This window comes from Marinobacter fuscus (assembly GCF_003007675.1).
GTDB lineage: Bacteria > Pseudomonadota > Gammaproteobacteria > Pseudomonadales > Oleiphilaceae > Marinobacter > Marinobacter fuscus.
On the sequence record NZ_PXNP01000010.1, the window covers coordinates 1 to 20,668 of the forward strand.

Sequence of the window (20,668 nt, forward strand, 5' to 3'; positions counted from 1 at the left end):
TGCCTTCGTAGCGGGCGTAAAACGCACTCAAATCCAGCTCCTCGACAACATCACTGACAAAATAGGCCAGGTGGCCATCAGGCAGCCACTCGTTCAGGCTTGGGGGAAGGAGCAATTCCTGGTCGGGCGAGTACGGGCGGAAAGTGGTTCCCATCAGACGTCCTGTTGCCGAAAAATTTTCGGTTTATTATGCCAGAAACGAGCTTCTGCCGCGCAGACTCCTAGTCTCGGAAAACCCTTACGGCAATCGAAATTGCAACATGAACCTATTCGTATGGTGAATGACCCAAAAAGCAGCAGCCTCAGAACGGAAAGGCAAAGGGCAAAAAGAGCGCCGTAAACACACCCGTCAACCCCATCCCAAGAGACGAAAAGGCCCCGGCCGTGGGGCTGATTTCAAAGGCCCGGGCGGTGCCTATGGCATGGCCATTCAGGCCCAGGGCAAAACCGATAATCCGGTCGTCTTCTATTTTCAGCCAGCGGACACCCCAGTCTACAAACACCGAAGCCAGTACACCGGTAATCAGCAACCCACCCAGGGTGAGCGACACCGAGCCCCCCAGCTGTTCGGCAACGCCCATGGCAATAGGCGCGGTTACCGACTTCGGAGCCAGCGAGGACAGCACCAGCGGCGATGCGTCCATCAACCAGGCAATACCCAGGGCATAGACCGCCGCCAAGGTGGCCGCCAGCGGCAGAGTCACCAGGATGGGCTTCCACAGTGCACGAATATGGTGCATTTGCTGATACAGTGGCACCCCGAGCGCCACGGTGGCCGGGCCCAGCAAAACCGTCAGCCAGCGGGCGCCCTGCTCGTACTCTTCAAAACCGATCCCGCTGAGGGCCACCACGGCGGCCAGCAACAACGCAGCAATCAATACCGGAGGCATCCACAACGGGCGATGAAAGCGGGCAAATAGCCAGGTCGCCATCAGGAACGCGGCCAGCGTGAGGCCGATTGACAGCATGGGGCCAGCCGTCCAGACCGTGAGCAATTCGGCAAAGGCATTATTCATGGCGGCCATCCCCTGCAGCGCTTTCCGAGACTTTCTTCATCAACCACAACGTGGTCAGCACACTCAGCAGTGTGCCGGCAATCAGGGCGACAATGACCGTTGTCCATTGGCCGTAGAACTGCTCAACGATAAAGAATACGCCCACCACCCCGGGCGCAATCAACAACACCAGCACTGAAATCAGGCCACGGCTGGCTTCTGCCAGCTCATCACTCACCCGGCCACGCAGCATCAGGGTAAAGGTGACCATCACCATCCCCAGCACCCCGCCACTGACTGGCAAATCCGCCAGCACCCGCAGCGCTTCGCCCAGCAGGAAGAACATCACCAGAACAAGAAAACCCCGCAACAACACCATGCCGCTATGCACCGCCTCGCTGAAATTGCTTTACACTAATGCCCTGCCCACCAAAACCACAGGACGCTCAATGGCACTGAAAGCCACCATCTTCAAAGCCACGCTCCATATTGCCGATATGGACAGGCAGTATTATGCCGACCACCACCTGACCGTGGCACGCCACCCGTCAGAGACCGATGAACGCCTGATGATACGCCTGTTGGCCTTCGCGCTGAACGCCAGCGACACCCTGGAGTTTACCAAAGGCCTGAGCACCGACGACGAACCGGAGCTGTGGCAAAAGTCCCTGACCGACGAGATCGAACTCTGGATTGACCTGGGCCTGCCCGACGAAGACCGGCTGCGTAAAGCCTGCAACCGCTCACATCAGGTGATTCTGTATACTTACGGCGGCCGTGGCGTGCCGGTATGGTGGGAAAAACACCAGCACAAACTGGAACGCTTCGATAATCTGACCGTATTCGACCTGCCCGCCGAAGGCACTAGCGCCCTGGCCGCACTGGCCGAGCGCTCCATGAGCCTGCAAATCAGCATTCAGGACGGCGAAGTGACCATCAGCAACGCCGAAAACCTGGTCACCCTGACGCCCCGGCAGCGGCTGCCCGCAATCTGACGCAATCCAATGCCAACAAGGGCTGGACAGACGCCACCGGCACACGTAAGATTGCGCACTCGAAATTGACGTGCAAACGCTGTTTCGAATGCGCCCGTAGCTCAGCTGGATAGAGCGCTGCCCTCCGGAGGCAGAGGTCAGAGGTTCGAATCCTCTCGGGCGCGCCATGAATATCAAGGACTTGCGTGAAAACGCAGGTCCTTTTTTTTGGCTTGTGCCCAAATGGTGCCCTGACGGTGCCCGCCATTTTTTCACAAATTAGCTTCCAATCTTTTTCCTGACCTTTGCCCTGTTTCCTGAAAACAGAGTTTAGGCACAGCATTCCTGCCTCCTTGCCCTACCCCAGTCACACACATAAACTGCAAGCTACATATACATATGCGTCAGCAACGAGGCGATACAACTCACCAGCCTAATTCAGCCACGATAACTATGTGAGTCCTCTGCGCCACCACATTGAATTGTAAGCCAGGCTGGCATGCCCACGGGAGGGCAGATTTTGGAGATGATCGACAATATCAATCGCCTGCTGGGTGATGATCTCAAGGAAACTATTGAGCCCGGCACGCGCCTGAAAATTGCGGCTTCCTGTTTCTCCATCTACGCATTTGAAGCTCTCAAGGCTGAGTTAGCCAAGGTTGAGAGTGTCCAGTTCGTGTTTACAGCCCCCACGTTCGTGCCCAACGAAGTCACAGACCGGCTCAAAAAGGAGCGCAGGGAGTTCTTTATCCCCAAAGCGCAGCGCGAGAGCGGCCTGTACGGCACCGAATTCGAGATCCAGCTACGTAATAAGCTCACCCAAAGAGCCGTGGCCCGGGAGTGCGCTCAGTGGATTCGCCACAAAGCCCAGTTCCGCTCCAACAAAACCAAGGCGCCCATGCAGCCCTTCATGCATGTGGCCGGCAGCGAGGGCGCTACGGCTTACATGCCAATCAATGGCTTTACCGCGGTCGATCTTGGTTACCAGCAAGGCAATGCGGTATCTAACTTCGTAACGCGCATGGATGAGCAGCCCCATGCACAAATGTATCTACAACTGTTTGACCAGATCTGGAATGACCCTGGCAAGGTAGAGGACGTCACCAGCGCTATCTGTGACCATATCGAGTCCGTCTATCAGGAAAATTCGCCGGAACGGATCTACTTCATCATGCTCTACAACATCTTCAAGGACTTCCTGGAGGACGTAGACGAAGATGTGCTGCCCAATGATCTGACGGGCTACAGGGATACTTTGGTGTGGAACAAACTGTTCAACTACCAAAAGGATGCCGCCACCGGCATCATCAACAAGCTGGAAACTTATAACGGCTGCATCCTGGCGGACAGTGTCGGTTTAGGTAAAACCTTTACCGCCCTCGCGGTCGTCAAATATTACGAACTACGCAATAAATCGGTACTGGTGTTATGTCCCAAGAAGCTGGCCGATAACTGGCGCAACTACAACAGCAACCTCACCACAAACATATTTGCCAAAGACCGCTTCAACTACGACGTGCTCTGCCACACAGACCTGTCTCGCACCGCCGGCGAGTCATTCGGCATTCCACTGAACAGGGTTAACTGGGGTAACTATGACCTCGTGGTGATCGACGAATCTCACAATTTCCGAAACAACGACGTCTACAAAGACCGTGAGACTCGTTACCAAAAGCTGATGAACAAGGTCATCCGCTCCGGCGTGAAGACCAAAGTGCTAATGCTATCTGCAACCCCAGTGAACAACCGCTTCACCGATTTGCGCAACCAGCTGGCTCTTGCCTATGAAGGCCAGTCCGACGCATTGGGCAAGCACTTAAAAACCAGCACTAGCGTGGAAGAGATCTTCCGGCGGGCACAGAAGGCCTTCAACGATTGGTCCAGCCTTCCTCCGGAAGAGCGCACAGCCGCGTCCATCCTACGCGCGCTGGATTTCGACTTCTTCGAGCTTCTGGACTCGGTAACCATTGCCCGCTCACGTAAGCACATACAGACGTTCTACGACACCACAGACATTGGCCACTTCCCGGAACGGCGCAAGCCGCTCTCGTTCCACTGCCCAATCACCGAACGACCAGATGTTGCGGACCTCAATGAGATTTTCAGCCAGCTATCAGTGCTCAAACTCTCAGTCTATGCACCGATTGGCTACATTCTGCCAAGCCGGCTGCGCAAGTATGAAGACCTCTACGATACCGAGACAGAAGGCGGGCGAGGCAAACTTCGACAGGCCGACCGGGAGCGCAGCTTGCAGGCATTGATGACCACAAACCTGCTCAAGCGCTTGGAAAGCTCGGTTGCAGCTTTCCGGCTGACACTAGCTTCCCTGAGAGCCAATATCGCTCGCACCCTGGAAGCAATCGATGCATTCGAGTCCAGCGGTCAGGCCGGGCAGATTGGCGATTATCTCGATGACATCAGCGCCTTCGACGCCGATGACGATGAACTGGGTGGCCTGGACGAATTTACTGTCGGCAAGAAAGTTCAAATCAACTTGGCGGATATGGATCTGCCTTCATGGCGCCATGACCTGGCTTCGGACCTGGAGCTAATCAACAGCCTTTTAAACTCCATGCGCCTGGTAGCGCCCGCAGATGACTGCAAGCTGCAACACCTCCTCAAGCTGATCAATGACAAGATCGAGCGACCGCTAAACCCCGACAACCGAAAAGTGCTAATTTTCACCGCTTTCGCGGACACCGCCAACTACCTGTATGACAACCTGGCGCCTATGGCCATGAAGCTCGGCCTGCATGTAGGTAAGGTCACCGGCTCCGACGCACCAAAATCGACCCTGCGTAAAACCTACGATTTCCAAAGCCTGCTTACTCTGTTCTCGCCGCGCTCCAAAGAAAAGGCCATAGCACTGCCGAACGAGCCTGGCGAGCTGGACATACTTATCGGCACTGACTGCATATCCGAAGGCCAGAACCTTCAAGACTGTGATTTTTTGGTCAACTATGACATCCACTGGAACCCGGTACGCATCATCCAGCGGTTTGGACGGATTGACCGGATTGGCTCAATTAATCAACAGATCCAGCTCGTCAACTACTGGCCCGACATCACCCTGGACGAATACATCAACCTCAAAGAACGTGTTGAGAACCGCATGGTTATTGCCGACGTCACTGCGACTGGCGATGACAACGTGCTCACTGCCAAGTCCAGCGACATTGCTTACCGAAAGGAACAGCTGAAACGTCTACAAGATGAAGTCATTGAGCTAGAAGACGTGAAAGCCGGCATTTCAATCACCGACCTGGGCCTGAACGATTTCCGCATGGATCTGCTGAACTATGTGAAAGAGAACGGCGAACTGGATAACGTGCCCTTCGGCATGCACGCCGTCGTTCCTGCACAACCTCACCTAGGCCTGCATCCGGGTGCAATCTTTGCGCTGAAGAACATTCACGACAGTATCAACATTAATCAACAGAACCGGTTGCATCCCTACTACTTGATTTATATTGGTGAAGGCGGCGACATAATAGCCGACCACACCGAGGTCAAACGCCTGCTCGACCTCGTTCGCAGTAGCTGCAAGGGAAAGAATGAGCCTCTTCGCGATCTCTGCCAGCAATTCAACGAGCGTACCCATGACGGGCGCACTATGCAGGCATACTCCGACTTACTTAGCCAAGCCATTCGCAGCATGATCCGAGTTCAAGACGAAAAGGATCTGGACAGCCTTTTCACAGGATCGCGCACCAGCGCTCTTACCACCAACATCGCAGGATTAGATGACTTCGAGCTGCTGTCATTTGTGGTAGTACAGAGCAAATAACAACCAAGCGCCGATTACACAATTTTATGGAGAGCCGACATGACGACCTTCGATAGCACCAAGGCTTCGCTGAATGACCTACTACGAGAGATTCGCGAAGGCAAAATTCAACTCCCGGATTTCCAACGCGGATGGGTGTGGGATGACGACCACATCCGCGATCTGCTAGTCAGCATTGCCCGCTCTTTCCCGATTGGTGCCGTCATGTTGCTAGAAGCTGGTGGCGAGGTGCGCTTTGAGACACGACCGGTGGAAGGCCTTGAAAAGCAGATCCCAAAAGACCAGAAACCAGAGAAACTCATCCTCGATGGCCAACAACGGCTAACCACACTCACCCAGGCCCTGGCCCTGGATGCTCCGGTAAGAACCACTACAGCAAAGGGCAAAAAGATCAAGCGCCACTATTACTTTGACATCCGTAAGGCTGTGGAAATGCCCCATGCCTTGGAAGAGGCCGTGATCGCTGTGGATGAAAATAAACAGTTACGCAGCAATTTTGGCCGCGACGTCGTGCTGGACCTATCCAGCCAAGAGCTCGAATGCCAGCAACTTTACTTTCCCTGTAACCAGATCATGGGATCCGACGACTGGGAAGCCACCCTGCACCAGGTTGCGCCAGAGCATTTCGGTACCTACATGACTTTCCGTAGCCAGATACTTGCACCATTTCGGAGCTACCAGCTCCCGGTAATTCTCCTCAAGAAAGAGACCAGCAAAGAAGCCGTCTGCCTAGTGTTTGAGAAAGTTAACACTGGCGGGGTTCAGCTGTCCGTTTTCGAGCTCATAACGGCCAGTTATGCTGCAGACGGCTACAACTTACGCGATGACTGGTTCGGCTCCAAGGTGCGCAATGTTGAATCGCGTAGAGCCAGGATTGAGCAGGATGACTTGCTGAAAGGCACTGAGGCGACTGAGTTTCTCCAGGCCATCAGCCTGCTCCATACCTTTGAGCAACGGCTCGCAGACATAGCCGCTGGCAAGACTGGCAAACAAGTGCGACCTGTCAGCGCCAAACGTGCGGACGTGCTGCAACTTCCCCTGTCTGCATGGCAACAATGGGCAGACGATCTGGAGGCGGGGTTCAAACTGGTCGGGCGCTTTCTGCGCAAAGAGTGCTTCTATAGCCGCAAAGAATTGCCTTACAGCACCCAGCTGGTTCCGCTAGCAGCGGTGCTGGCCCGTTTGGGAGATCGCTGGCTCGAGCCACGAATCTACGACAAGCTGGCTCGTTGGTACTGGTGTGGCGTACTAGGTGAGTTATACGGCGGAGCCGTAGAAACTCGCATGGCCAACGACTACGAAGAGCTTCTGCGCTGGTTCGAAGATGATGAAGCTCTGCCACGAACAGTTCGTGACGCAAGCTTCCAGCCAGATCGCTTTGACACCCTGCGCTCTCGCCTAAGCGCTGCCTATAAGGGCATCAATATTCTCGTGCTTCGAGAAGGCTCCAAAGACTGGTTCTGGAAGGCCAGCATTCGGGAGCTGGACGCCAGCGAGATCGCCCTAGACATCCATCACATATTTCCGCGTAACTGGTGTGAAAGTACGGGCATTGCCCGGGAAGAATACGACAGCATTCTCAACAAGACCCCCATCTCCTACAAAGCTAACAGGAAAATCGGCGGTGATGCCCCTTCTGAATATCTCCCGAGAATTCAGCAGGAAAAGCAAGTGGGCCTAAGCGATGAGGAGATGGATGCCTTGCTCACCAGCCATGCCATCGCACCCGAATTGCTTCGTGCCAATGATTTCTATCGGTTCATCGAAGATCGACGGCGACGTCTGGCCGGACTGATTGAAAGCGCCATGGGCAAGAAGGTCAACCAAGCGTACGAGCAAGAAGAATACGCCAGCGATTTTCAGGAGCAATAGACTGCATGACCGTGCAGGACCATCCAGCACTGATCGAGTATCCCCAGCGCGCCTGGCTTGGCCGAGTCGTGCCAAAAAATCGGATTCTGTCCTCTTGCACTCAGGGGCGTCGGGTGCGCGATCATTTCACAGACCAGGTGGCCCAAATCGCGTGGCAGTACAAACTTGCACCCGAAACCGTCAACCTGCCAGCTACGCCAGCAGTGACAGAAATTCAGGTATTTCGCGTCACCCTCAAGGGTTCCGACCTGGATCAGGACGTGCTGAGGACCATAGATCGTGCGATTCCTTCCCCCTTGATTTTCGAGTTGGTGCACGGTGATCGCATCAAAATGGTAGCTGCTTACAAACGGCCGGCACAAAACCAGAAGGGTGAAACCGACCCTGGCCGCTGGGTAGTAGGCAATTACTTCGAGACCAGTTGGCTACCGGAAAGTAGCATCCGCCAGCCGCTTCCAGTTGCCCTGGATATGGCCGGACTCTACGATAAGCTGCTCAGCCCACTGGTGCAGAGTAAGCTGACCAGCACGTCGTCAGACGCACAGGAACGCGCGTTAAACGCTAGCAACAGCACTGCAACTTCCTACAATATGCCAGCAAATGCAGGTCAGGAAGCACCGCTATCGCTCGAGCAGCGCATAGCAATGACAGAAGCAATTGCGGTGCAGCAGAAGCAGGTCGATAGGATCAAGGCGCGGCTAGGCCGCGAGAAACAGTTTAACAAACGCGTAGCCATCAATGCCGAGCTTCGCGATGCAAAAGAAAAACTACAAAGGCTGAGGGATCACCATGAACGGACTGAATGACAATTCTCGAGACTACTTGGAGCAGGTTGCAACTGAAGCTCTAGCCCAATTTGAAAAGGTCGCCACAGCGGCCAAAAGCAAGCTGCAAGATGGGGAAGCCTTGGGCTCGGACACCCTGGCGAACGTCAACACGATGACCTCCAGCTCGGCCATCCAAAAACTCGATCAGATCAGTCAGTCCAACAGAGAAAGCTATCAGCGGCTATCAACCGAACCAGCGATCGCTCGTGTTGTCGTTGTTGACGAAGATGGGAAAGAGCACACTTACTATATCTGCCGAACCACACCTGTTTCCGGCATCCCCAACCTCGCAAGCTACCTAGCTCCGGTCGGGCGCCTGGCATCTCTGGGCATAGGTAGCGAGTTCAAACTGCCCAATGGAACAATCGTAGAAGTCTTGGAAAAGGCCAGGCTACAGCCTTCCGCGCTAGAAAATGGCTGGGACTCCCGCGATACCGTGTTGGAGGTTGAACACTTTGGGCCCCTGACCGTCGAATCCCTGCGCGCGCTCTTGATTGAAACCGACGGAGAAGAAATTACTGAAGATCTTCTAGGTCAGCTTCTGGCTGAAGAGAGCATCAAAGACAATATCATCGAAGGCGTTCGTCGCAGCGTAATTACCAAGATGGGACTGCGGGACCAACCAATACTCGACCAATATCAAGACGAAATATTCCGCCTGCCCCTAGATCAACGCCTGCTGATTCTTGGCCCGCCAGGGACGGGCAAGACGACGACACTAATTCGCCGCTTGGGCCAAAAGCTCGACCAGAGCTTTTTGGATGAACGCGAACAACGATTGGTCGAGCCAGCAAGTGCAGAGCAGAACATCGCACACGCCAACAGCTGGCTAATGTTCACCCCCACTGAACTGCTCAAGCAGTACCTCAAAGAGGCGTTTGCGCGCGAGAGTGTTCCCGCTTCTGATCTGCGCATAAGGACGTGGCACGATTTCCGGCGCGAATTGGCCAGAAATGCATTCGGTGTTCTCAGAACGGCAAATGGCAATGGTCTCTTCATTTTGAAGGACGACCTGAACAGCCTGAACAAAGACGCGCTGAATAGTCCGACGCAGTTGTTCGATGAATTCAACAAGTGGCAGCGTAAGAATTATGCTCAGGAGCTCCACCAAGCGGCCAGAACACTTCAGCAGGCAAAGGCGCCAGACGTTAAGAACTTGGGGGAAGAGCTGGCAAACATCTTGGCTCACGCTGCTGACAACGCACTCGCAAGCCGATTCACATCGCTAGCAGCCCAGCTTCCGAAGGTACAAACGCTTGTTGCCCGCCTAAAAGAAGAATCCGACAGTAAGATTCGGGCCGCACTCAACCTTCAACTCAATAGAGATCGGAGTTTCCTGGATGAACTGGCCCGCTTCATCGATGGCCTACAGCAAGTCCAGGGGATCGACAACGACGAACAAGATGACTTCGACGCTGACGAAGATGAAGACGCTACCCCTCTCCGGACAGGTCGTGGCGCTGCCGTAAATGCCTATATGCAAGCAGTAAGGGCTCAAGCCCGTGCCGCGGCATCAAAGCGCAGTATCAGCAAGACATCTCGTAACGGCAGAATTATTGAATGGTTGGCTGACCGCGGCTTGAATGATGCAGATCGCGCCGAAGTAGGGGCGAAGCTGCTAATACAAACCAGCCTCCGCCGGTTCTTGAACCCGGTCAAACGTTATATTGACGGCATTCCCAAGCGCTACCGGGCATTCAGGCGTGAATGCCAGGAGTCAGGAACCTGGTATCAGAGTGAGGGGTTCGAAGCCCGCGAGATTCATCCGCTAGAACTCGATATTGTTCTGCTAGCTATCTTACGCGCAGCAGGTGATCTGCTTAGCCGGCCCAGCATACTACGCGATATCGAAAGCCCCGCTTGGTCATCTTTACGTCCCTTTCTGGGTCATTACCGAAATCAAGTGTTAGTGGATGAGGCGACTGACTTCTCACCTATCCAGCTTGCATGCATGGCCGCGCTCGCCCACCCTAGGCTACGTTCATTCTTTGCATGTGGCGACTTCAATCAACGTTTGACCACCTGGGGGTCTCGCTCCACAGATGAACTGAAGTGGGCCCTTGATAACTTCGATGTCAAAGAAGTTTCGGTTTCTTACCGCCAGAGCAAGCAGCTAAACGAGCTGGCCCGCTCCATAATCAGCACTGTCAGCGGCCATGAGCAAAACACCAGCTTACCGGAGCATATGGACAGCATCGGAGTTACGCCAGCTTTACTGGAATATGCCGCTGATATCACCACAGTGGTCGATTGGCTCGCTGACAGAATACGAGAGATCGAACGCTTCGTTGGGCAGTTACCATCCATAGCCATTTTCGTTAATGCCGAAGAGGACGTTGCGCCTATGGCCGAAGCGCTCAACGCCAGGCTGGCTGATCATAATATTCAGGTCACGGCTTGTCGCGAAGGCCAAGCTGTCGGCCAGGAAAGCAATGTTCGTGTTTTTGACATCCAGCACATCAAAGGCCTGGAATTCGAGGCCGTATTCTTTGTCGGCGTTGATCAACTGGCTGAACTGCAGCCAACTCTGTTTGACAAATACCTTTATGTGGGTACAACACGAGCAGCTACTTATCTGGGTTTGACCTGCAAAAGCACGCTGCCGGCAACCATAGAGAGCCTTCGCGATCAATTTGGCCAAAACTGGTGCCAACGCGATTGATCACTCCAACAAAAGCTTGAGTGATCGAACGATCAATATTTTTGAGCATCGACACCTCTAGGAACAAGAGATGGAAAAACTGAAAATGCACAGCCCCGACCTGAGCCAAGACAACATCGCCAAGATTCGAGATTTATTCCCGAGCTGTGTAACTGAGGCGCGGGACGAAGCCACTGGCAAGCTGCGTTTGGCAGTGGATTTTGATCTGTTGCGACAGGAGCTGAGCGATTCGATTGTGGAGGGGCCACAGGAGCGGTATCGGTTGGATTGGCCGGGAAAGCAAGAAGCTTTGATGACTTCTAACGCTCCCATCGCCAAAACCTTGCGCCCTGTGCGTGGTGAGAGCCTGAACTTCGACATAACAAAAAATCTTTTCATCGAAGGCGACAACTTAGAAGCACTCAAACTCTTGCAAGAGAACTATTTGGGCAGGGTCAAGCTGATCTACATCGACCCACCGTACAATACAGGACGGGATTTTGTTTACGCTGATGATTTTTCAGAGAGCTCTGATGAGTTTTTACAGCGATCTAACCAAAAGGATAGCTCGGGTAATCGACTAGTCGCTAACACGACTAGCAATGGTCGATTCCATTCAGACTGGTTGAGCATGATGCATTCTCGACTTCAACTTGCGCGCAACTTGCTAAGTGAGGATGGAGTCATCTTCATTAGTATCGATGATAATGAACAGGCAAACTTGAAGCGCCTATGCGACGAAGTTTTTGGCAGCCAGAATTTTGTGAATACGATTATTTGGGAGAAACGGTATAGCCCCCAGAACGCGGTAAAATGGTTTTCTGAGTCACACGACTTCATATTGGTTTACGCCAAAGACAAGCTTAATTGGTATCCAAGGTTATTGGAGCGTTCGGCTGACATGAATGCTCGCTATAAGAATCCGGACAATGATCCTCGCGGGGTTTGGAAGCCAGAAAATGCAACAGCCCAAGCAGGCCACGGAACAAAAAGTCAGTTTTACGAAATAACCGCCCCCAATGGTAAGACGCACACACTGCCGAATGGTCGTTGCTGGGTATATACGAAGGAAGTTTTCGAAAAAATGGTTGCAGACAACCGGATTTGGTTCGGAAATGACGGTAATAATGTGCCTGCAGTAAAACGGTTCCTTTCAGAGGTTAAGCAAGGAACAGCTTGCCAGACAATTTGGAAATATAGTGAAGTTGGGCATAACCAAGAAGGCAAAAAGGAAGTTAACCAACTATTTCCGGAAGCGACCGTTTTCGAAACACCGAAACCGGTTCGTTTGTTGAAGCGGGTGTTGCACCTAGCGACAGAAGCCGACTCGATAATCCTCGATTTTTTTGCGGGATCCGCAACCACGGCTCACGCAGCAATGCAACTCAATGCTGATGATGGCGGCAACCGAAAAGTTATCTCAGTGCAGCTCCCTGAGGCCACTGAGGAAAATTCGACCGCGTGGAAGGCTGGGTACCAGAACATAGCCGAAATTTCCAAAGAACGCATTCGCCGCGCTGGCAAAAAGATCCTAGAAACCGAGAGTCACCCAGACTGGAACCGCGACATTGGCTTCCGAGTTCTCAAGGTCGATACCTCAAACATGAAAGACATATACTACCGCCCCGATGAACTCTCCCAAGGTGACCTACTCGAAGCGGTGGACAACGTCAAACCTGACCGGACTCCAGAAGACTTGCTGTTCCAGGTGCTGGTTGACTGGGGTGTGGATCTCACTTTGCCGATTCGCCGCGAAACCCTGCAAGGAAAAACCGTGTTCTTTGTAGATGACAATGCCCTCGTCGCCTGCTTTGACACTGGCATTACGGAGGAGCTAGTCAAAGAGCTGGCCAAACACGAGCCGCTGCGCGTGGTGTTCCGCGACAACGGCTTTGTCTCCGATGCGGTGAAAATCAACGTCGAGCAGATCTTCCGCCAGCTGTCGCCCAGCACCGAGGTTCGTGCGCTATGAGCCAAGGCAGTGAACAGCCTGGTAGCACAGGGGACATCCTGCTGTATGAGGCCGCCGAAGGCCGGTTGCGGCTTGAGGTGCGCTTGCAGGATGAAACCCTGTGGCTGACCCAGAACCAGCTGGCCGAGCTGTTCCAGACTACCCAGCAGAACATCAGCGGCCACATCCAGAACGTCTACGCAGAAGGTGAACTGGAGAGGGAGGCAACTCACAAGAAATTCTTGTCAGTTCAACTGGAAGGTAGCCGCGAGGTTCGTCGCCAGCGGGATTTCTACAATCTGGACATGATCATTGCGGTGGGTTACCGGGTGAAAAGCGCCATCGCCACCCGCTTCCGAATCTGGGCCACCGAGCGCCTCAAGGAATTCATCATCAAAGGTTTTGTATTGGATGATGAACGACTCAAGGAGCCGCAGAGCGACCGCTATTTTGAAGAGCTGTTGGCGCGCATCCGCGATATCCGAAGCTCTGAAAAGGTGTTCTGGCGCAAGGTGCTGGATATCTACGCCACCAGCACAGATTATGACCCCAAGGCGGAGCAAACCCAGCTATTCTTCAAGCAGGTGCAGAACAAGATGCATTGGGCTGCTCATGGGCATACGGCGTCTGAGCTGATTTTCCAGCGAGCAGACGCCAGCGCACCCAACATGGGTGTCACCAACTTCCCGGGCAAGAATCTGCTAAAGCGTGATATTGAGGTTGCAAAGAACTACCTAAATGAAGACGAGCTTAATATCCTGAACCGCATCGTCAACGCCTACCTGGAACTCGCTGAGGTGCAGGCGCTCAACCGCCAGCCCATGACGATGGCTGACTGGCAGCAACGGCTTGATCAATTCCTGACGATGACTGGGCGCGAGTTGCTGACTAATGCAGGTAGCATCAGTAACCAGCAAGCGGTGAACAAGGCGCATCAGGAATTCGAGAAATTCCGCGAGCAACAGCTGCAACAGCCCTCGGAAGCTGAAATGCATTTCATCGAGGCCGAAAAGAAGCTGAAGCAGTTGAAGTCACCCGAAAGAAAGGGTGGCAAAGACCCACAGCGTTGATCGCCAACCCTGGTTCTTTCTGCACAACAGCGTGCAGAAAGCCTTGCAGAAAGAATACAGAAAGAGAATGCCATGAAGCTGAAGTTCAAAACCCAGGCTTACCAAACGAACGCGGTTGAAGCCGTAGTGGACTGCTTTGCTGGTCAACCCATGCGAGACGGCCTGGCCTACCGCATCGATCCCGGCCAGCAGGCTCAGACTGGCGCCTTTGATGCGGAAGGCTTCAAGAATGCCGACCTGGCACTCAGCGAGGCGCAGGTGCTGGAGAACATCCGGGCCGTTCAGCGCCGACAAAATCTTCCGGCGTCATCGTCACTGACGGACTTCTCCACTTACGACTCCAATAACAACCATGTACCGGCTAAGGCCGCCTACAAAAAGGATGCCCTGGCCGCCACACGCATCCACCTGGACGTGGAGATGGAGACTGGCACCGGCAAGACCTACTGCTACATCAAAACCATCTTTGAGATGAACAAGCGCTATGGCTGGAGCAAGTTCATCATCATGGTGCCCTCCATAGCCATCCGAGAAGGCGTGTATAAGTCGCTACAGATTACTGCTGAGCATTTCACCGAAAGCTACGGTAAAAAGGCGCGGTTCTTCATCTACAACTCCAAGCGGCTGCATGAGCTGGAAAGTTTTTCTTCCGACGCCGGCATCAATGTAATGATTATGAACATCCAGGCCTTTAACGCCCGGGGTGCCGACAACAGGCGTATCTATGACGAGCTCGATGACTTTCAGTCTCGCAAACCCATCGATGTGATTGCTGCAAACCGGCCAATTCTGATTCTGGACGAGCCACAGAAGATGGAAGGTAAAGCCACCATGGAGGCTCTACCTCAGTTTAAGCCGTTGGCTATTCTCCGATACTCGGCTACCCACCGCACCCAGCACAACCGCATTCACCGCCTGGATGCCCTGGACGCCTACAACCAGAAACTGGTCAAAAAGATCGCTGTGCGCGGTATCCAGACACGCGGTCTGGCCGGCACCAATGCCTACCTGTATCTGGAAGGCATCGATATCTCTAAGCATGCGCCGGTGGCTCGCATAGAGCTGGAAGTGAAGCTCAAATCCGGCGAGATCAAGCGCCAGCTCAGGCGTCTTCGGTTCAAAGATGATCTGTTTGCGGAATCTGGTGAACTGGATCAATACCGGGACGGCTTCACCATCAGCCAGATTGACGCCACTACTGACACCGTGGAGTTTACCAATGGGCTGGTGCTCACGGCTGGAGAAGCCAGCGGTGACGTTTCCGAAGGCGATATCCGACGTATCCAGATCCGCGAGACCATCAAAGCGCACCTGGAACGGGAAAAGCAGCTGTTCGCACAGGGCATCAAGGTACTTTCGTTGTTTTTTATCGACGAGGTGGCCAAGTATCGCGACTACAACCAGGAAGATGAGAATGGTGAGTACGCCCGCATCTTTGAGGAAGAATATCAGCTGCTTAAGAATGAATACCTATCTGAACTGGCCATAGACAATCAGGCCTACCGCCAGTATCTGGACGGCATTGACCCTGCCAGTACGCACAATGGCTACTTCGCCATTGATAAGAAAACCAATCGCCTGAAAGATCCTGCAGTGGGGAAGCGGGCCGTTGATTCTGATGATGTGGACGCCTATGACCTGATCCTGAAAGACAAAGAGCGCCTTCTCTCCTTCCAGGAACCGACCAGGTTTATCTTCTCCCACTCGGCGCTGCGTGAAGGCTGGGACAACCCAAATGTGTTCATCATGTGCATGCTCAAGCACAGCGACAACATGATATCCCGGCGCCAGGAGGTGGGGCGTGGCCTGCGATTGTCCGTCGATAAGCACGGCGACCGAATGGACCACCCAGCTGTGGTTCATGACATCAACGTACTGACGGTGATTGCCAGCGAAAGCTACAAAGATTTTGTTACCGGGCTGCAGCAGGAAATCAGTGAAAACCTGAGTGCCAGGCCGCGCCAGGCAACTGAAGCCTATTTCACGGGCAAACTAATGGCCACCGAGCAAGGCACTGTAGAAGTCACTCCCGCCATGGCCAAGCAGATATACCGCTACCTGGTGAAGAACGACTATACCGACGATACAGACCAGGTTGTCGATACTTACCATAATGCGAAGGCACAAGGCGCCCTGGCGGAGTTACCCGACGATCTGAAGCCATTCGGTGACCAGATCTTTGCCTTGATCGACACCGTGTTCAGTGAAGGCCAGCTGCCAAAGATCGAGGATGGCCGCAAACCGAAGACCAACCCGCTCAATGCGAACTTTGATAAGAAGGAATTCCAGGCGCTTTGGCAGCGCATCAACCGCAAGGCGGTGTATCGCGTTGACTTTGACTCCGATGAACTGGTGCGCAAGTGCATCGCGGCGCTGGACAAAGAGCTGCGCGTAACGCCCCTGCAGTACACCGTGCAGAAGGGCATTCAGCAAGACGCGCTGACTGACGACCAATTACGGCGGGGCGACGGCTTCAAGGTTGAGGAAACGGCGACTGAGTACGGCGACTCCATCCACTCAAGGGTCCGGTATGATCTATTGGGCAAGGTGTCAGAAAATGCCCACCTGACCCGCGGAACCGCCGCCAAAATTCTGCAGGGCGTCCAGACGGCCGTGTTCAACCAGTTCCGTCAGAACCCCGAGCACTTTATTGCCGAAGCCTCACGACTGATCACAGAACAAAAAGCAGCAATGGTGATTGAACGCTTGGCTTACGACGAAGTCGATGAGCGTTACGAGGTCGATATATTCACCGCCAATCAGACTGGACAGGATTTCTCCCGGGCCACGGACAAGCTGAAGAACCACGTCTACGACTACGCAATCACTGATTCTGATGTTGAGCGCCGCTTTGTCCAGGAACTGGATACCAGCAGTGAGGTGGTCGTCTACGCCAAACTACCACGGGGTTTCTTGATCCCTACACCGGTAGGCGACTACAATCCGGACTGGGCTATCTCCTTCCGTACCGGCAGCGTGAAGCACATCTACTTCGTAGCAGAAACCAAGGGCACCATGTCATCCATGAAGCTGCGAGAGATTGAGCAGAAGAAGATCGACTGCGCTCGAAAGTTCTTCGACGAGATCAGCCAGCAAGTCACAGATGACAAGGTGAAGTACGACGTGGTCACAGACTACGCCAAGCTAATGGACGTGGTAGGCAAGGCAGCCGCTGCACAGCCATAGAGGCCATAGATGGTGTTTGCCGCCTCACCGCCAGCTTCATCCGTGAGGCTGGCGGTCTCTGGTTCTGGGCATAAAATCGAGAACAACCAATAAAAGCCTAAGTGCAGAAAAGATTCTGCCTGGTTAATTACAAATCAACTTCCACATTCCGGATCCTCCACAAACTGCGCCACATCCTGCAGTTCTACACCGAAGTAAATGCAAAGCTTGTCCAAAATCTCAGTCGTGGTGTTATAGCCACGCTGGTTCGCAATTTTGGATAGCGTCGTCCTGTGGATCCCAGTCTCCTTCGAAACCTCATCCAGCGTAACCCTTCGATTTTCTTGAAATCCCTTCTCTGCGATTAGTTCTTTTAGACGAAATCTGATCATGGTCGGCGGGCCTTTATGTGTGTAGCGATGATACCTCATAAGACGCCAGCTCGCATCCAATGATGATTAAAACCTACAAAAGAATGTTGACAGCGTCGAAAATAGGCTTAATATGTAGCTTGTACGCTACAAAGAAAGCCTAGGAGAAACATATGAACACTACCGAATACCTGACCACCGAAGAGCTTGCAGAACGGATTCGCTATGAAGCCCGGACGATTCGCGAGCGCCTGAAAGACTCCGTGCTCCTCGAAGGCGTTCATTACATTCGGCCGTTTGGCGGCCGGAAAATTCTTTACATGTGGGAGCCCATCCAGCGAGATATGGCGCTGCACTCCGGCCACCACTCACTTTCTATTCCTATGGCCAACGGAGGACGTATGCATGGCTAGCATTCGAGTACGCGAAGCAACACAGAAGCTGTTTTTCGATTTCCATTTTCGAGGTAAGCGCTGCCGAGAGCAGACCGCTCTTGATAACACGCCCGCAAACCGGAAAAAACTCCAGGCGATTCTCAAACGAATCGAAGCGGAAATCACACTGGGCACTTTCGAGTACCACAAATATTTCCCAAACAGCCCCAAAGCCCAGGAGTTCACGAGGCAAGCAGAGCTCCGGCGTTCTCGCGAAGCTCACGACACGCCGTTGTTCAGTGAGTTTTGTGAAACCTGGATGGATGAGATGCGGGTGCAGTGGCGAAAGTCGCACATCACCACCATCGAAGGCACTCTGAAGAATTACCTGATCCCGAAGTTCGGGGAGAAGGAGGTTGGCCACATCACCAGGCAGGAAATTCTTTCGTTCCGGGCGTCCCTCGCCAAAGTTCAGACCCGGAGCAAAAAGCCACTTTCCGCCAGCCGTATCAACCGCATCATGACGCCATTGCGCATGATTCTGGGAGAGGCAGCCAACCGGTTTGAGTTTACCTCACCCTATCAGGGGATCAAATCACTGAAGGTGCCCCGGTCCGATGTGGAGCCGTTTTCACTGGAGGAGGTTCGGCTGATTCTCGCCACTGTTCGGGCAGATTTCAGGAACTACTACACCGTTCGCTTCTTTACCGGTCTTCGGACCGGTGAGATCGACGGGCTGCAGTGGGATTGCGTCGACTTTCAACGCCGGCAGATTCTGGTTCGCCAGGCACTGGTGAATGGGGAGATCGAGCAGACCAAAACCGACGGCAGCTACCGGCACATTGAAATGCCTCAACTGGTCTACGACGCCCTGAAGGACCAGCGCAAGGCCACCGGCAACAACACCTTTGTGTTCTGCAATGGGGCAGGCAATCCACTTGAACACAACAACGTCACAAAGCGCGTGTGGTATCCCCTACTCAGCCATCTGGGCCTGCGAAAGCGCCGGCCGTACCAGACTCGCCACACTGCCGCCACGTTGTGGCTGGCGGCTGGCGAGAACCCGGAGTGGATTGCCCGCCAGATGGGGCACACTACGACCGAAATGCTGTTCCGGGTTTATAGCCGGTATGTGCCGAACCTGACCCGTCGGGATGGTTCTGCGTTTGAGCGGCTGTTGATCAATGAGTTCGAGGCCAAGGTAACACCGGAAGAGGAGGCAGCAAGCGATGAGGTCTGAACTGATGCTATTGGCGGCCATACCGTTGAACCGTCTGATACCTGCCGAACGGCGCACCGTTCGTAATCTGGCTAGCAGCCTGTGTGTGGCCATGGGCATCCTGCAAGAGGGCTGTCATCTGGTGGCCATCCTTGGCCTGGGAGGAGAACGCACCAACCAGGAGGCGATGGAAACCTGGGTCTACTGCGAACTGGTTAAGCAGAATCTGGAAGCGGGCCGTGACTCTCTTCCAATGCTGATCAACCGGCTCCAGGAGCTGGAGCATGAATGGAGGACATACTAATGGCCAACCCAGCGATTGAACCAGCAGGCCTTCACCTAGCGTTTTGGAGAGATCAGTTTACGGTTCTTGGAGTGCATCCCTTCCAATCAGCTCGCACTCAGAAAACCATTTATCAACTAACCCTGCACTGTCGCGGACGACAGGTGATGGCTTATCTCGCGCAGGCTCAGGCGGTTCAGACTGGCGTACCGGTATTAGGCAACCGAGTGACCGCCAGCCTGAAGCTGCTGAGATTTCCTTCGGGAGGCCGCCTGATCGTGGAGTCGTTAGATCTTTCCTCCAACACTCAATAGCGTGAACATCTTAGCCAGGGACGGCGCCCTTCTCACTTTCATCATCCAGCGTGTCAGCATCAAAGCTCCCGTCTCGGAAACTCTCAGGCACTGCGTCGTACAGCACACACCCGGTGAACACCACAAACCGAATGGTGGGCCAAAGATATTTGCCAAGCTTGTGGGGGGCTTTCCAATCAAAGCTGACATTGCCATGCTTAGGGATTCTTATGTCCTCGGCCGGCCGGATAATGATGGCATTTTGCGCAACACCCAAGCTCTGTCCCCAGAACTTTAAAGCTGCTTTTCTGTTCTCTTCTTTGACCGTCAGCGTAATAGTAGCCCTTGCTCCGAGGCGAAACTTCTTCATCAGAGCCATAAAGGCAATCTGCCGTGACCTTCCCAGGGGCCGGAGCGGAGCCTTACTCCGCTGCACGCTCTCGGCTGCGGCAATAAGCGCTCGTCGCCCAGACTCCGGATCTTCGGCCATCCAGTCAGACAGCCATTTGAAGAGCTGCATACACTCCTGAAACGCTGATTTCGATTGGGGAGGGCTGATGTAGGTCGGCAATTCCGGTGCCCGAAAGATCAGCGTAAAGGCCTTATACAATTCTGTGTTAGCTAGGAGTCTGCGCGGCAGAAGCCCGTTTCTGGCATAATAGACCGAAATTTTTTCGGCAAGAGGACGTCTGATGGGAACCACTTTCCGCCCGTACTCGCCCGACCAGGAATTGCTCCTTCCCCCAAGCCTGAACGAGTGGCTGCCTGATGGCCACCTGGCCTATTTTGTCAGTGATGTTGTCGAGGAGCTGGATTTGAGTGCGTTTTACGCCCGCTACGAAGGCA

At 53.8% G+C, this 20,668-nt stretch carries 15 protein-coding genes, 1 tRNA gene and 2 pseudogenes; 13 read left to right on the plus strand and 5 right to left on the minus strand.

Annotated elements, in window-relative coordinates; translation table 11 throughout:
- The 3 genes and pseudogenes from C7H09_RS20110 to C7H09_RS03190 all read right to left on the minus strand — a co-directional run.
- Positions 1 to 154: pseudogene (locus tag C7H09_RS20110) on the minus strand (IS5/IS1182 family transposase); the annotation flags it as partial.
- Between the two features lie 148 nt (positions 155 to 302).
- Positions 303 to 1,016: an LrgB family protein gene (locus C7H09_RS03185; protein WP_106761193.1), complete on the minus strand. Its 714-nt coding sequence runs from the start codon at positions 1,014 to 1,016 to the stop codon at positions 303 to 305.
- A complete protein-coding gene (locus C7H09_RS03190) occupies positions 1,009 to 1,374 on the minus strand; it encodes a CidA/LrgA family protein (RefSeq protein WP_106761194.1) in 366 nt (121 codons plus the stop codon). Before C7H09_RS03190 ends, C7H09_RS03185 begins: the two co-directional genes overlap by 8 nt.
- A 70-nt stretch (positions 1,375 to 1,444) precedes the next feature.
- Here C7H09_RS03190 and C7H09_RS03195 point away from each other — a divergent pair, with 70 nt between their 5' ends.
- The 9 genes from C7H09_RS03195 (at position 1,445) to C7H09_RS03235 (ending at position 17,303) form a co-directional block, all read left to right on the plus strand.
- Positions 1,445 to 1,990 (plus strand): YaeQ family protein, encoded by a 546-nt coding sequence (locus C7H09_RS03195; protein WP_106761195.1) that lies wholly within the window; start codon positions 1,445 to 1,447, stop codon positions 1,988 to 1,990.
- Positions 1,991 to 2,080: 90 nt separating this feature from the next.
- Positions 2,081 to 2,157: transfer RNA gene (locus C7H09_RS03200), tRNA-Arg, on the plus strand.
- A 332-nt stretch (positions 2,158 to 2,489) separates the two neighbouring features.
- Positions 2,490 to 5,756 (plus strand): helicase-related protein, encoded by a 3,267-nt coding sequence (locus C7H09_RS03205; RefSeq protein WP_106761206.1) that lies wholly within the window; start codon positions 2,490 to 2,492, stop codon positions 5,754 to 5,756.
- A gap of 39 nt (positions 5,757 to 5,795) precedes the next feature.
- On the plus strand, positions 5,796 to 7,628 hold the full coding sequence (locus tag C7H09_RS03210) for a GmrSD restriction endonuclease domain-containing protein (protein ID WP_106761196.1): 1,833 nt from the start codon (positions 5,796 to 5,798) through the stop codon (positions 7,626 to 7,628).
- 5 nt (positions 7,629 to 7,633) lie between these two features.
- Complete coding sequence (locus C7H09_RS03215; RefSeq protein WP_106761197.1) at positions 7,634 to 8,434, plus strand: DUF4391 domain-containing protein; 801 nt, start codon at positions 7,634 to 7,636, stop codon at positions 8,432 to 8,434.
- A complete protein-coding gene (locus tag C7H09_RS03220; RefSeq protein WP_106761198.1) occupies positions 8,418 to 11,117 on the plus strand; it encodes an ATP-binding domain-containing protein in 2,700 nt (899 codons plus the stop codon). Before C7H09_RS03215 ends, C7H09_RS03220 begins: the two co-directional genes overlap by 17 nt.
- A gap of 70 nt (positions 11,118 to 11,187) precedes the next feature.
- Entirely contained in the window at positions 11,188 to 13,068 is a 1,881-nt protein-coding gene (locus tag C7H09_RS03225; protein ID WP_106761199.1) for a site-specific DNA-methyltransferase, read from the plus strand.
- Complete coding sequence (locus tag C7H09_RS03230; RefSeq protein WP_106761200.1) at positions 13,065 to 14,117, plus strand: virulence RhuM family protein; 1,053 nt, start codon at positions 13,065 to 13,067, stop codon at positions 14,115 to 14,117. The genes C7H09_RS03225 and C7H09_RS03230 overlap by 4 nt, the downstream gene beginning before the upstream one ends.
- Before the next feature lie 72 nt (positions 14,118 to 14,189).
- A complete protein-coding gene (locus C7H09_RS03235) occupies positions 14,190 to 17,303 on the plus strand; it encodes a type III restriction-modification system endonuclease (RefSeq protein WP_106761201.1) in 3,114 nt (1,037 codons plus the stop codon).
- A gap of 134 nt (positions 17,304 to 17,437) precedes the next feature.
- Here the strand turns inward: C7H09_RS03235 and C7H09_RS03240 are convergent, their stop codons facing one another.
- On the minus strand, positions 17,438 to 17,713 hold the full coding sequence (locus C7H09_RS03240; RefSeq protein ID WP_338064015.1) for a helix-turn-helix domain-containing protein: 276 nt from the start codon (positions 17,711 to 17,713) through the stop codon (positions 17,438 to 17,440).
- Positions 17,714 to 17,826: 113 nt separating this feature from the next.
- Here C7H09_RS03240 and C7H09_RS03245 point away from each other — a divergent pair, with 113 nt between their 5' ends.
- From C7H09_RS03245 to C7H09_RS03255, 3 genes are read left to right on the plus strand one after another with little or no spacing between them, the layout of a single operon-like run.
- The gene (locus tag C7H09_RS03245; protein ID WP_058091260.1) at positions 17,827 to 18,066 is read left to right on the plus strand and encodes a hypothetical protein; all 240 of its coding nucleotides are present in this window, start codon (positions 17,827 to 17,829) and stop codon (positions 18,064 to 18,066) included.
- The gene (locus C7H09_RS03250) at positions 18,059 to 19,267 is read left to right on the plus strand and encodes an Arm DNA-binding domain-containing protein (protein WP_106761203.1); all 1,209 of its coding nucleotides are present in this window, start codon (positions 18,059 to 18,061) and stop codon (positions 19,265 to 19,267) included. The genes C7H09_RS03245 and C7H09_RS03250 overlap by 8 nt, the downstream gene beginning before the upstream one ends.
- The gene (locus C7H09_RS03255; protein WP_106761204.1) at positions 19,257 to 19,550 is read left to right on the plus strand and encodes a hypothetical protein; all 294 of its coding nucleotides are present in this window, start codon (positions 19,257 to 19,259) and stop codon (positions 19,548 to 19,550) included. The genes C7H09_RS03250 and C7H09_RS03255 overlap by 11 nt, the downstream gene beginning before the upstream one ends.
- 303 nt (positions 19,551 to 19,853) lie before the next feature.
- On the opposite strand, the gene C7H09_RS19700 is transcribed toward C7H09_RS03255, so the two are convergent.
- A complete protein-coding gene (locus C7H09_RS19700; protein ID WP_133166200.1) occupies positions 19,854 to 20,201 on the minus strand; it encodes a hypothetical protein in 348 nt (115 codons plus the stop codon).
- 313 nt (positions 20,202 to 20,514) lie between these two features.
- Between C7H09_RS19700 and C7H09_RS20115 the strand changes: the two are divergent.
- A pseudogene (locus C7H09_RS20115) lies at positions 20,515 to 20,668 on the plus strand (IS5/IS1182 family transposase); the annotation flags it as partial.